Raw genomic sequence first — 12,789 nt, 5'->3', positions numbered from 1 at the left:
TCAGTCATCTCCGTTACCTTCTAATGTTATGCGGCTTTCAATCTGCCGGTCCGAGAGAATTTTTCTGGCAAGGTCATCCGCTTCTTGATTTTCCTTTCGGTTTACGGCTTCATATGTCGGTGTCAGCTTTAAGGATTCGAGCAGCGCTTCAATTTTATCCAGCCATTCGTTTTGCGTTTCATCATAACACGGCCAGCTGCCGTCAAGCTGATGCAAAACGACGAGGGAATCCCCTCTTATCGTGATTGAATTTCTGCTTGCGCCAAGTTCCTGCACTTCCTTAAGGGCTTCGTACAAAGCGGCATATTCCGCCTCATTGTTCGTCTGAAGCGTTAAGCTTTTGTTTTTCCGTATGCGGTGCCGCTTGCCGCCGAGAGAATAATACACGACAATTCCCAGTCCGGCGCGTCCGCTTGTTTTGTCAAAGCCGCCGTCGAAATACACTGTAATGTCGTCAGGTTCGTGCGCAAGCTCTTCAGTAAGCTTTTCTAATTCTTTAAGCGTCCAGCTCGCGCCTTTTTCATCCTCAAAATAAATGTCTTTTATATAAGGAAAGCGGCTGACTTCTCTTGCAAGCATGCGCGCTTTCGGAACGGTCAGCCAATCTTCGGAAAAAAACGCGACAGGGCCTGTTCCTTTTGCTTCTATTTCGATATACGGCTTAAGATTCATTGAAATCACCTTACCATTCATTAGTTGACGGGCGTGTGCTATAATCAAACCATTCTCAAATTGAAAGGAAGTCAGCAGGTTTTGTTTAACGATGTGTTATGGATCTTATTTGCGGTCATTCATTTTATCATTGTTCTTCTGTTTTATAAAGGATTTGGCAAAACGGGCCTATTCGTATGGATCGGTTTCGCCACGGTGTGCGCCAACTTGCAGGTTGTCAAAACAGTCGAGCTGTTCGGGCTTACGGCGACACTGGGAAATATCATGTACGGCACCGTTTTCTTCGCAACGGATGTGCTGAATGAAAAATACGGTCCCAGGGAAGCGCGCAAAGCCGTCTGGCTCGGGTTTTCCACTCTGCTCGCTTTGACATGCGCCATGCAGGGGGCTCTTTTATATAAACCGGCTGCGTCAGATATCGCACAGCCGGCCCTTGAGACGATTTTCGGTTTTCTGCCGCGTGTTGCGCTCGGAAGCCTCTTGGCTTTTATTTTCAGCCAAACGATAGATGTTTATGTATATTCAGCCATTCGGAGAATCTTTCCTTCAGACAGGCTTCTCTGGCTCAGAAACAGCGGAAGCACGGCGCTCAGCCAGCTGCTGGATACATTTATCTTCACTGCCGTGGCCTTTATCGGCGTTTATTCCGCGGGCGTATGGTTCAGCATCTTCATTTCAACTTACCTGATTAAATTTGCGGTATCACTCATTTCTGTCCCTTATGCGTATGCGGCAAAACGAATGACACCGAATGGAGAGTGACGGATGATGCCCGCTGAAATTTATGTAGACGGTGCAAGCGCCGGAAACCCGGGCCCGTCCGGTATCGGTATTTTTATTAAACATGACGGGAAAACAGAATCTTTCTCAATTCCGATCGGCGACCATTCAAATCAGGAAGCTGAATTTCTCGCTTTAATTGAAGGAATGAAGCTGTGTGCCGCCCGCGGATTTGAGTCCGTGTCATTCCGGACGGATTCGGATATCGTGGAGCGGGCCGCAGATCTTGAAGCGGTTAAAAACAAGGCTTTCCAGCCGTTTGTTGACGAAATCACCCGCTTAAAGGCCGGGTTTCCATTGTTTTTCATTAAGTGGATTCCCGGCAGACAAAACCAAACAGCCGATCAGCTCGCAAAAAAAGCGATTCGGCTGAATAAATAACCGGAATGAAATTGCGTCTCTCTGTTCATCCTACAAATGAGGTGAACAGCTATGAGAAAAGAAAATAAAGGCAGGCTGACCGGGGGCGTGAATCCTCAGGGAAATATGGAAGGAAATGCGCATAAAGACCCGAAATCAGCCCTTGAAAACAACGCAAAAAAAAGCAATACAAAACGCTAGAGGGATCAGCTGATCTCTCTGGCGTTCAGCTTTTCGAGCATCCTTTCAATTCCTTTTATCTGATGACGTCTGAGCATGAATGCCGCCTCTTCCATCTTCAATGAAAAAAGCGCTTCTTCAAGCGTACAGACTAACGGCACCTCGCAATGTATTTCAGCAAGCTGCCTTGACAGCTCCAATTCTTTCAAGCTTTGCTGAATTTTCGTTTGCTGGCCCTTCGGCAAGAGAGCAAGGCTTTCTAATAAGCGGTCTATGTTTTGATATTCACGGATCAGCTTGTACGCCGTTTTTTCCCCGATCCCTTTAACGCCGGGATAGTTATCGCTCGTGTCTCCCATCAGCGCCTTAATGTCAATCAGCGCTTTTGGCGGAACTCCCGTTTCTTCTCTGAATATCTCATCTGTATATACCTTATAATTGCCGATACCCTTTTGCAGCAGCGCTACTTGAACTTGATGATTCAGCAATTGAAGCAGATCTTTATCACCCGTTACAATCGTAATTTCCGCTTCCCCGGAAAATAGAGCAGAAAGCGTACCGATACAGTCATCCGCCTCATAGCCTTTTATGCCGATGTTTAAAAAACCGAGCTCTCGCGCTGCTTCTTTCGCTAGATCAAATTGCGGAATCAGCTCTAGCGGCGGTTCGCTTCTGTTGGCTTTATAATCTTGAAACAAATCATTACGGTACGTTTTGCTTCCCATATCCCAGCAGCAGACGACATGTGTGGGCTGAAACGTATCAACCGCTGTAATAAGATGCTTTAAAAAACCGTTGACTCCGTTTGTGGGAATTCCGTTTTCATTTATCATAAAATTGCGATGAACGGCCGTCGCGAAAAATGAGCGGAACAAAAGCGCCATACCGTCAACGAGCAGTAATTTATTATTCATATATCGATACTCCTTTTTATTCAATGTTCCTATTTTACCAAAGAAGGCGGTAAAAAAACAGCATCCCCCCATTTGGAAGATGCTGCCGTCACGTTTACTCACCGTGTCTTTTATTGCTTGCCATCAGCTTTTCAGCTTCACGGCCGGCATAAGAATCAAATTTCTGTCCGAAGCCGTTTTTCTTTTTGGCATTGTTATTCTGCTGAGCATTTCTGTTTCCCAGTTTTGTTCTGCCCATGGTCATATCCCCCTTTAGAGAAGATACGGATAGTATGTACAGCAAGCGCTGATGACACACGCGGCAGGTTCATCCATTACTGTCTGCTGACGAATTCTTTCACCATCTCTTCACTTACGAATCGTCTTTGCGGCACGATGCCCTTTTTCGCCAGCTGGTTCATTTTTGCGGTGATGCCATTGATGGCATCTGTCGTGAACGGTTGATTCTGTCTGCATTTTACAATGGCTTCTTCAATGGCCTGTTCACGCTCATAATCAAGCTGTACAAATGTTTTGACATGCTGATGCTGTTTTGCGGAATGTGCTGAAATTGCTTTATGGACTTCTGACATAAAAGGTTTCATCTCGCTTTTTTTCATTTTAGTCTACCACGACTGTTATCTGCCCGCCAACCGGATTTTTAAATTTTCAGCATTTCATCTTTCTTTTTCCATGCTTTTTCGGCTTCGTAAAGGTGTTCAATTTCCCTTGCACTCGTATTTTCCGCAAGACCTTGTAAATAAGTGTCCCGCTGCTCGCGGATCTGGGACAGGCTTTTATCCGCCATGTCTTCTTGCAGACGGCGCACCTGCTCAGCATATCGCTCTGAAAGGCTTTCTTTCTCCTGTTCAAGCCACTTTTCTGTCACTTTTTGCAGGCTGAGCCTGAGCCCTTCTACAAACGCTGCTTTTCCGTTCTGTTCAAAAAACTGCTTCGGTGATTTAATTTCCTTTACGTGATGTGAGAATGCCGAGACGTCAATGACCGGAGCGACCTCTTTCAGCTGAACGGCAAATTCGTTTTCACCGCTGACATAAATGGAGAAATCTCCGTCTTCCATAAGCTTCTTCTGACAGTTTTCCATCCATTCCTCAGTCATATGGTGCTCAATAAAACCGGTCATCCGGATATCGAGCGTTTTCAGCTCTTGAATATATTCAAAACGGAATTCCTTGAGCGCTTCATTCAGCGCCGCTGATATATTTTGTTTCCAATCGCCGTTTTGAAGGCCTGGATGGAAGGCGGTTTTCAGCATATCATTCGCATAAAACGTCAGGCGATGTTTAATGTGATAGAGCTGTTCTTCCGTATCTTTCATCACTTTTCGAATGATGACCTCAGACGTACGGCGCTTTGAAATGTCAGCGAGAGCTTTTTCATAGGAAGACTCCAGACGCTGTTTCTTTTTCTCTTTTTCTTCTGCCGACTGGTGAAGAGATACGTGAAGCTGTTCCACCATATCGCACAATTTGTCCGCCTCTGTTTTCAGCTGGGCGCAGCTGGCCCTCATTACATCTTCCTCAATAAAGTGCTCAAGCCCGGTTCTTACATCAGAGAACCTGTTATAAAAAGCTTCTTTTTTACCCGCAAGCTCTTCTTTACTTGAGACATGATATAATTTCGGCTGGTTAATTCCCTCTTTTGAGAGTTCTGAGCGGACATAGTCTTTGACGGTTTCCAGCTCGCTTTCGGTTTTGGCCAGATCGGCGGCGTTAATGACAAAAAACATTTTATCCATGCCGAATGATTCTTTGACGAGGCCGAGTTTCTTCAGAAAAGACCTGTCTCCTTTTGAAAAAGAATACTGATAGTACGTCATATAAAAGAACGCGTCAGCATCTTTTATATATTGAAAGGCAAGCTCCGTATGGCGCTTGTTTATACTGCTTGCTCCCGGCGTATCAACAATGGTGATGCCTTTTTGCGTGAGAGGCGAATCATAATACACGGTGACTTCTTTTACGCAGCAGGCCGTTTTTTCTTCGGCTGCGTACGGTTTTAAATCTTCAACCGGCACCGTCAGTGTCAGCCTTTGACGGATCTGTTCTTCGTACGTATCAAACGCCTGCAGCATCGTTTGAATCACCGGGATAAGTTCATCCGGAACTTTTCCCTTTTTAATGGCATAATTCCATCTCTCTTTCAGTGAACGCCCTTTTACATCAGCATCTTTCAGCTCAGTCAGCTGAAGCATTTCAGCGTCCAGCTCCTCCTCCGTTTTAAAAACGATCTCCGCAGATTTATGCGGTTTGCCGTCTTGCGGTTTCGTTATTTTGTTGATCGTAGCCGTTGTGGGCGTCGGCGATGACGGAAGCACGTATTCACCGACAAGCGCATTTGCAAATGATGATTTACCGGAACTGAATCCGCCGAATAACGCCAAGGTAAACTGGCGGTTTTCAAGCCGCTCAATCCTGCTTCGAAAGGCTTCTGCCTGTTTTCCTAATATGCTCGAGGATTCAAGAATCCCGGCAAGCTCATAGAACCGATCAGTCTGCTCTTTTATAGGAAGTTCCTTCATCGCATTTTTTTCGGACTTGCTTACTTCATGCTGTACAGCCTCTTTTGGTTTCTTTTGGACGGGCGCTTTTGCAAGGCGTTTTTTTCGCGTATACCAGTCGCCGCTTCCCGTATCACAGGTCAATTCTTCTTCCCACAAAGCGCGGACTCGGGCTGCTTTTTCCAAGGCATTGCGTTCTTCTTTTGCCGATTGCGCGAGCTCATCCCTTATTTTCTTTTCTTTTTCGAGCCGGTTTTTCAAGTTCTCAATGAGCGGTCCGTTTTTTGTCTGAACATAAGCGGTCAGCTCCTCAATGAGTTCCGCTGTCTGTCTTTTGGCTTCCCTTCTGATCATTTCAGCGAGGTCTTTCGTATAAGTTAATACGTATTCAGATGAAAAGGCCGCTCCCTGCTTAAGGGCCTGAGCGGTGATATCATCAGAAAGCGGTGTGCGGTACGCCTGGATTTTCCTGATCAGTTCGTCCGAATCCGCTTCATACCGCTTGGCCGCTTTCGTAAATGTGTCGATAATATGCCAATCCGCTTCCCCTTCCGTTCTTTTTTTAATATCGGCAAAAAATTCAGCATGCCTTCTTTCTTTCTCCTGAGCCGTTTTCGCTTTTGAAAAGAATAATCCGGTTTTAAATGAGGGCTGCTGTGATTCAATATAAGCAGATGCAAGCTCCCTCATCTCAAAGGGTGTCAGATTAGCGTTTTGCAATATGTTCTGCACGTCTTTTCTGATGTCTTTCTCTGCTGTTTCAGCCTGTTGAACGGCTTTTTTAAGCTCATCTTCAACAGAACGGACAAGTGCTTCTTGTTTGTCAAACTGCTCTCCGCTGCCGTTTTTATCATCTTTTACGAGCATCTCTGTATGCTCTTTGACTAAGTGTGCAACTTTTCTCTCCGTTAAGGACCATAAATTTGTTTTTGCCTGCTGTTTCAGCTTCTGCAGATGTTTTTTCAGCTGTTCCAAGCCGTTTAAAGGATGGTCAGGCTCAGTGACAGACGTAAAGAAAAGCGATTCTTTCGGTATTCCCGCGCCTTCAAGCATATCTTCCACCTGCCTGCGGTACTCTTCAAACTTCGTTTCAGTTTCATCATGTCTGTCAATTTGGTTGACGATCAGAAACAAATTCGGAATACGGTCTTTGATGGAGCTGAGAAACAGCATATTTTCTTCTGAATGAACGTGATTATAATGAACGACGTAAAATAAAGCGTCAGCCTGATGGAGAACCGAAGCCGCAGATAAAAAATGCGCTTCGTCCGTCGAATCAATTCCCGGTGTGTCGATGTAGGCCGCATAAGGCTCTGACTCCTTAAAGCCGGCATAGACTTCCACCGTCTCAATTTGCTCACCATCTTTACAGAATTGCTGCACTTGTTCTTTATCGTAACTTCCTTTAATTTCTGCATAAGCCCCGTCCGTCGTATGAAGCACGACTTTATCTTCACCGTGCCGGATGACAACGAGGTTGGCGCTTGTAGGAATCGGGCTTGTCGGCAGTATGTCTTCACCGAGCAATGTGTTTAATAAAGAGGACTTTCCGGCCGAATAATGCCCGGTAAACGCGATATAAACCTCTTCATCAGCCGCTTTTTTCATAATGGCCGCGAGCTGATCGGCCCGTTTTTTATCCTGATGATCCAAAAATTGTGCGTATAAGGCACCCGTTCTGCTGAAAATCTCCCTGTTATGGCGTTCTTCTTCTGTCATGTGTCTTTACCCCTTTGTGTCTGTCGCATCAAATGACGTTTTTCATTTTTAGAAAGCTCTGAAAAAAACCTCTCCCCCATTTTACACAAGAATGGCTCACTTTTCTTCAGGAAACGCAAAAAAGCCGCCGATATCGGCAGCTGATAAAGAAAAAACACCCGCGGCAGGAAAAACCGCAGATGTTTAAGAAGACATCGATTTATTCGAAACTTTTTTCAATACGAAACCAATTAAAACACTGTATGTACAAACGGCTGCAAATAAAAATAACATTGTCATTTTCGGCACCACCTTGAATGAGAATCATTTTCATATTTACATCTTATCATGAGTGAGAATGATTTTCAATCTCTATTTTGCGGTGTTTTCTTCTAGCGCTTTCTCTTCGGCACGAATCCTCACAGTGAGCATGCAGGCATTGAGAATCGAAAAGAGAAACAGTGTCCAATACGCTCCGTATACCAGCGGCAGAAAAATAAATTCTAAGATGACGACCGCGTAGTTCGGGTGCTTCATCCACTTGTACGGCCCCTTTCTGACAAGCTCCGCATCAGGCACGACAAGGATTTTCGTATTCCAATACCGCCCTAATGATAATAGCGCCCAATACCTGATCCCCTGTACAAATAAAATAATACATATAATGGCGGCCCACCTTGGAGAAGGCGTTTTTTGAAACGCCGCCACCTCAGCTGTAAGAGAGACAAAAAAGAGCACGTGCATCAGGACGAGAAAGGGATAATGTCCTTCTCCGTATTCGACTGCGCCTTGCTTTTTCACCTTTTGCTCATTGCGCCGGGCCACAATCATCTCCGCAATCCGCTGGGCCGCAAGCAGCATGATAAACAGCCAAAACATTAAGAAGCCCCCTTTTCCCAGCTGAACAGCAAAAGCTCAGACGAAAATCCCGGCCCGAGAGCGCCGATCAGTCCTTTTTCGTTTTCTTTCTGCCGTCCGTGGAGCAACTGTTCTTTTATCACATGAAAAATAGTTGCGGAAGACATGTTCCCGTGTTTTTGCAGCACCTTCCGAGATGCCGCAAGCTGCCCGGTGCCCATTGAAAGACTCGTTAAATAGGCGTCAATGACCTTTTTCCCGCCGGGATGGGCAAGAAAGGTTTTAATGTCGTGAGGACTGACGCCATATTCAAATAAAAATTCATCAACATTGTCCTTCAGCCACTGTGAAACCAGGGTGGGAATGTCTCTTGAAAAAATGACTTGAAAACCGCTGTCGGTGAATTCCCAGCCCATCACATCTTCCGCATCCGGCATCATCACCGATTGAGTGGCGAATATCCGCGGCAGAAGCGGCTGTTTGACGTCGTTTCGGTTCGCCTTTTCTCCTCCGATTAGTACTGCGGCAATTCCGTCCGCAAACAGGGAAGTTCCGATTAAGTTGCTTTTTGACTTGTCGTTCGGCTGAAACGTTAAACTGCAGAGTTCAGCCGCGATGACAAGCACGTATGCTTCAGGATACGCGCGGCAGTATTCGTACGCCCTGGACAGGCCGGCCGCTCCGCCCGCGCATCCTAAGCCCCAGATCGGTATCCGTTTTGTTTTCGCAGAAAACGGAAGCTGATTCATCACTTTCGCTTCAATGCTGGGTGTCGAAAGCCCGGTGCTGGAAATAAAAAAGATCGCATCCACTTTTTCATATGGAAAGGGATTTGTTAAACAATCCGGGTTTGTTAAACAATCAAGTGCCGCATGCGCGCTATGCTTTACGGTTTCTTCCGTATACAGCCGGTTTTTTTCTGAAAAACCCCGTGCCGTTTTATACCATTCAATCGGCCGGACAAACTGCCTTGATTCAATTTCGCCGTTTTGAAAGGCTTTTAACAGCCGGTCAATATCCTTAAATGAATCGGCAAACATCCCTCTCGCAAAATCTGCCGCCGTTTCTTGCGAGACATGATATTCCGGAATGCTGGTTCCGACCGATAACACATATGCCATGCCCATCACCTCTTCACATAAAGGTTTCCGCTTTTTCCTGAATGTATGCATAAGTGTGAATCGAGGATTTCACTGACATGCCATTTTAATAGGAAATTGGCTCTTTTGAATAAGAAACCGTTCGACTATACTTGATCCATTCATAAAAAAAGGTTGTGATAAGAATGCTGAAGCCCGTCCTTCTTAAAGGGTCACTCGTTCAGTTAGAGCCGATGACGATTGATCACACTCAGGCACTTTGTGAAGCTGCTTCAGAAAATAGGACGACTTACGCTTACACCCATGTTCCTGACGGAATCGAAGAAACAAAGCGTTATATTGAGCGCGCGCTTTCCGATTATGAAAAAGGACTTGCATTGCCATTTGCAGTACGGAGTCTTGAAACAGACCGAATCGTCGGAAGCACGCGGTTTATGGAGGCGGAAGTGTTTACGCGGCCGACAGACGCAGCTCCGGAAGTGTGTGAGATCGGCAGCACATGGTATGCCTCTGCCGTGCAGCGGACCGGTGTCAATACGGAATGTAAACTTCTGATGCTGACTCATGCGTTTGACGTGTGGCAAACTGTCAGAGTGACGCTGAAAACCGACGTTCGCAACCAGCGCTCACGGACTGCGATTTTGCGGATCGGAGCCCAATTTGAAGGAATCCGCCGCGCACACATTCCGGCTGTCGACGGCGGCCTCAGAGATACCGCCTACTACTCCATCCTTCGGGAGGAATGGCCTTATATCCGGCAAAACCTTTCTGGCCGGCTCGCAGCATATAACTGAAAAACCTGCCGATATACGGCAGGTTTTTTCACATATTCGGATCATGGACGTATAAATTGAGATCGATCCGTCCGTCTGACGTGACCGCTACCCCCTCAGCTTCAAGAGACAGCTTCTGTACAGAAAACATCTCTTCATCTCTCAATCCGATTTCACCCTTTGCATTGATGACCCTGTGCCAAGGAAGACGATGCTTTTTACTCATGGAGTGAAGAATCCTCACAACCTGCCTCGCTCCCCGCGGACTTCCCGCAAGATCGGCAATTTGACCATACGTCATCACTTTTCCTTCAGGAATCTGTTTGATAATGGCTACCGCCCGTTCCGTAAATGTCATGCAACTCCTCATTTCGACTAAAAATGATTTCCCTAGTATCATACAACAGTTTTGAGGTCATATGATGATGCCTTACTCTGGAGGCTTAAAATAAGATGGTACGAGTTAATAAAACTCATGGGGGAAAATACTTTCTTATATTCACAAAAAGTTAACATAAGTTTATATGGACAAATTTTACATACAGTTATATAATACAGTTGTATCAAATAAAAAAAGGGAGTGTTTTAAATGAAATTTAAAAAAGTTTTAACCGGTTCAGCTCTATCACTTGCTTTACTTGTTTCTGCTGCTCCTGCTTTTGCAGCAAGCCCGACTGCAGATGGCGGGAGTCATAAAACTGCAGCTCCTCAGGCAGTGTTAAAAACTATATACATCAATGCTAATACACGTGGAGAACTTCTTAATGTAACAGTATTTGCTGGAGTTAAATACTATTTAAAAGATGCCAAGCAGAACAGTGATGGCACATGGACTGGTGAATACCAAGGTTGGTTTTAAGATTATCTAAGGGATAAGAGATTTTTCTCTCATCCCTTTTTTCATAGTTGTTTTCCCTACTAACCTCCTAAAAACCATGATCAACGAAGAGCGTTGTGCGGCGATCCCAAGCAACCGTATTTCAAGCTCTGTCTCAGCAGCAGACCGTTGTTCCTCAATGCATTTTAGCAGGGTGTCTCAGTATGCATCCTTTTTTGTTCCCAACCATGCCGCTTTTCCTATGACTTAATTGTATTAATTGACAACTCACTCGTATTTCTGGGCAAGGTTCTTCTATTTCATGCCTTACGCACTCCTTATACTCCTTGGTGTGCTTTTCAGCCACCAATATTCACCGCCGCCTCTTGTATTGGAGATTCCGAAATGAATTCACTCTCGCAGAATAGTTTCTCCAGTTAGGAAAACACCTAAAATGAATAAAATTAAATGTAAGGGCAATAATTCTTCGTGAGCAAGTACCCCATAAAACCTCTTACTTGCTCTTTTATTTTTGATAAAACACAATCCAGGGTGATAACATGAGATTTGCTTGGGAAGAATTAATTATAATTGCATTCGGAATGATTTTACTGAGAATTTCAGGGAGAAAATCCATTGCACAAATGACCATCGCACAGACAATGGTGATGATTTCAATCGGTACGATTATCGTTCACCCCATTTTAGAAACCAGTTTATTGAAAACATTAATCGCTGCGTCTATCCTTTTTAGCGCTTTGATTTTGATGGAGTGGTTTCAAGTAAAAGTAAACTGGATTGAATCTTTTTTACCCGGAAAATCTAAATTCGTTATAGAAGACGGCCAACTCAATATAGAAACTTAAAGAAGCTGAGACTGACAGCAGATCAACTCGAAATGCGTTTAAGACTTCTTGGCATTTCAAATATAAACACAATTAAATATGCCACTTTAGAAGCTAATGGACAATTAGGCTACGAATTAAAAGATGATTGTAAGCCTTTAACCATCAAAGATCTTAAAAATGTGATCGATCCAAAATGTCTTAACAAAGAGCCTCAGCCTCAAAAAGATGATCAAGCCAATATATTCGAGGAAATCAAAAAACACCAGACTCAGCACAAGCCAAAAAATCTTGAATAATTCGCTGATTAGTAAAGCCTTTTGTTATTCAAAACCGAAGCCGAATCAGACCGTTAACCGTCGATCATTTTTTACCGAAACCGGTTTACAAGAAACAAAAAAAGCATCTGAAGCAGATGCCTTTTTCAATCGATATTGCGACGATGAAAAGAGTCGGTAATCCCCGTATTTTTCGAGAGGTCCTTGTATGCGCCTAAATATGCTTTTCAGCCGCCTATATCCACCGCCGCCCTTAGCCATAATGTTAGTCAGTTTGTTTTTATAAAATCATTGATTAATTGATCAGTCGTTAATATTGTGGCAAATTCATCATGCAATGTTGCCAGAGATATAGTGTGAATAGTCTCTGCATCATAATATGTATCATTTTGGTCTCTCATTCCGAAGGCTGCTGTTGCATCTGAAATCAGGTATGTATCAAATCCTAAATTACCGCTCATCCTTGTGGTTGTTGAAACACAGTGCGGCGTAGTCAAGCCAGTGATTACGACAGTTGTTATATCATTTGCTTTTAAAAGCTCTTCTAGATTAGTCCCAATAAAGCTGCTGTTTACTTTCTTGGTTATAATGACTTCTTTATCCATAGGTTTAACGATTTCCTTTATAGCAACCCCCTCATTTTTCGGATAAAATAAAGAACCAGGTTTATCAGAAGTATGTTGTATGTATATGACTGTCCATCCTTTTTCTCTCCATAATTTCAGTATTTTGCTGATATTTTCTTCCGCCTTTACGTTATTTCGTTCTCCCCACTTTTTATCATCAAAGGCTTTTTGTACATCCACAATGATTAAAGCTTTTTTCTTTTCTGCCATCAGATAACCTCCTATATTGAAAATTCGTATTTATAACATTTTAAATAAAGTTTTTACTTTTGTACAATTGATTAAGTTACTATCACATCTTTCCCGTTGGAAAAGCATTGAAATATCTAAAGTTCACCAGAGGCCAGCAATATTCAACTCTTTTTCTCTATATACTTATCAATATCCT

At 44.1% G+C, this 12,789-nt stretch carries 15 protein-coding genes and 1 pseudogene; 6 read left to right on the top strand and 10 right to left on the bottom strand.

Annotation, left to right across the window (positions count from 1 at the left end; translation table 11 throughout):
- On the bottom strand, window positions 1-672 hold the full coding sequence (locus tag OQ477_RS04190) for a ribonuclease H family protein (protein ID WP_014418166.1): 672 nt from the start codon (window positions 670-672) through the stop codon (window positions 1-3).
- A gap of 81 nt (window positions 673-753) precedes the next feature.
- Here OQ477_RS04190 and OQ477_RS04185 point away from each other — a divergent pair, with 81 nt between their 5' ends.
- From OQ477_RS04185 to sspL, 3 genes are read left to right on the top strand one after another with little or no spacing between them, the layout of a single operon-like run.
- On the top strand, window positions 754-1,434 hold the full coding sequence (locus tag OQ477_RS04185; protein WP_012117815.1) for a queuosine precursor transporter: 681 nt from the start codon (window positions 754-756) through the stop codon (window positions 1,432-1,434).
- A 6-nt stretch (window positions 1,435-1,440) separates the two neighbouring features.
- Entirely contained in the window at window positions 1,441-1,833 is a 393-nt protein-coding gene (locus tag OQ477_RS04180) for a reverse transcriptase-like protein (protein WP_174737814.1), read from the top strand.
- A gap of 51 nt (window positions 1,834-1,884) precedes the next feature.
- Window positions 1,885-2,013: a small, acid-soluble spore protein L gene (gene sspL / locus OQ477_RS04175; protein ID WP_003153575.1), complete on the top strand. Its 129-nt coding sequence runs from the start codon at window positions 1,885-1,887 to the stop codon at window positions 2,011-2,013.
- Window positions 2,014-2,018: 5 nt separating this feature from the next.
- Here the strand turns inward: sspL and OQ477_RS04170 are convergent, their stop codons facing one another.
- The 7 genes from OQ477_RS04170 to OQ477_RS04140 form a co-directional block, all read right to left on the bottom strand.
- Window positions 2,019-2,906 carry a 5'-3' exonuclease gene (locus OQ477_RS04170; protein WP_029326135.1) on the bottom strand — a complete coding sequence of 296 codons (888 nt, stop codon included), beginning with the start codon at window positions 2,904-2,906 and terminating at the stop codon, window positions 2,019-2,021.
- A 94-nt stretch (window positions 2,907-3,000) separates the two neighbouring features.
- Window positions 3,001-3,144, bottom strand: coding sequence for a hypothetical protein (locus OQ477_RS04165; protein ID WP_003153570.1), 144 nt, complete (start codon window positions 3,142-3,144; stop codon window positions 3,001-3,003).
- A 76-nt stretch (window positions 3,145-3,220) separates the two neighbouring features.
- Window positions 3,221-3,478 (bottom strand): YpbS family protein, encoded by a 258-nt coding sequence (locus OQ477_RS04160; protein WP_044802257.1) that lies wholly within the window; start codon window positions 3,476-3,478, stop codon window positions 3,221-3,223.
- Between the two features lie 68 nt (window positions 3,479-3,546).
- Complete coding sequence (locus OQ477_RS04155; protein WP_265971489.1) at window positions 3,547-7,125, bottom strand: dynamin family protein; 3,579 nt, start codon at window positions 7,123-7,125, stop codon at window positions 3,547-3,549.
- A gap of 183 nt (window positions 7,126-7,308) precedes the next feature.
- Window positions 7,309-7,404 carry a Fur-regulated basic protein FbpC gene (gene fbpC, locus OQ477_RS04150; protein ID WP_025284905.1) on the bottom strand — a complete coding sequence of 32 codons (96 nt, stop codon included), beginning with the start codon at window positions 7,402-7,404 and terminating at the stop codon, window positions 7,309-7,311.
- 72 nt (window positions 7,405-7,476) lie between these two features.
- Window positions 7,477-7,983 (bottom strand): isoprenylcysteine carboxyl methyltransferase family protein, encoded by a 507-nt coding sequence (locus OQ477_RS04145; RefSeq protein WP_265971488.1) that lies wholly within the window; start codon window positions 7,981-7,983, stop codon window positions 7,477-7,479.
- Window positions 7,983-9,083 (bottom strand): type III polyketide synthase, encoded by a 1,101-nt coding sequence (locus OQ477_RS04140; protein ID WP_265971487.1) that lies wholly within the window; start codon window positions 9,081-9,083, stop codon window positions 7,983-7,985. Before OQ477_RS04140 ends, OQ477_RS04145 begins: the two co-directional genes overlap by 1 nt.
- 164 nt (window positions 9,084-9,247) lie before the next feature.
- On the opposite strand from OQ477_RS04140, the gene OQ477_RS04135 reads away from it, so the two are divergent.
- Window positions 9,248-9,856, top strand: a complete 609-nt coding sequence (locus tag OQ477_RS04135) for a GNAT family N-acetyltransferase (RefSeq protein WP_265971486.1) — start codon at window positions 9,248-9,250, stop codon at window positions 9,854-9,856.
- A 28-nt stretch (window positions 9,857-9,884) separates the two neighbouring features.
- Here the strand turns inward: OQ477_RS04135 and OQ477_RS04130 are convergent, their stop codons facing one another.
- Window positions 9,885-10,193, bottom strand: a complete 309-nt coding sequence (locus OQ477_RS04130; RefSeq protein WP_007612133.1) for an MGMT family protein — start codon at window positions 10,191-10,193, stop codon at window positions 9,885-9,887.
- 231 nt (window positions 10,194-10,424) lie between these two features.
- Here OQ477_RS04130 and OQ477_RS04125 point away from each other — a divergent pair, with 231 nt between their 5' ends.
- Together OQ477_RS04125 and OQ477_RS04120 are read left to right on the top strand one after the other, a co-directional pair.
- Window positions 10,425-10,694 carry a hypothetical protein gene (locus OQ477_RS04125; protein ID WP_007409508.1) on the top strand — a complete coding sequence of 90 codons (270 nt, stop codon included), beginning with the start codon at window positions 10,425-10,427 and terminating at the stop codon, window positions 10,692-10,694.
- A gap of 518 nt (window positions 10,695-11,212) precedes the next feature.
- Window positions 11,213-11,796 (top strand): annotated as a pseudogene (locus OQ477_RS04120) (DUF421 domain-containing protein).
- A gap of 248 nt (window positions 11,797-12,044) precedes the next feature.
- On the opposite strand, the gene OQ477_RS04115 reads toward OQ477_RS04120, so the two are convergent.
- Window positions 12,045-12,611 (bottom strand): cysteine hydrolase family protein, encoded by a 567-nt coding sequence (locus OQ477_RS04115; RefSeq protein ID WP_265971485.1) that lies wholly within the window; start codon window positions 12,609-12,611, stop codon window positions 12,045-12,047.
- Window positions 12,612-12,789 lie beyond the last annotated feature (178 nt).

Origin of the sequence: Bacillus sp. ChL18, from assembly GCF_026241425.1 — a bacterium.
Taxonomy (GTDB): Bacteria; Bacillota; Bacilli; order Bacillales; family Bacillaceae; genus Bacillus; species Bacillus velezensis.
The sequence above is the reverse complement of the archived record's forward strand: the minus strand, read 5'-3'. Positions and strand labels throughout refer to the sequence as shown.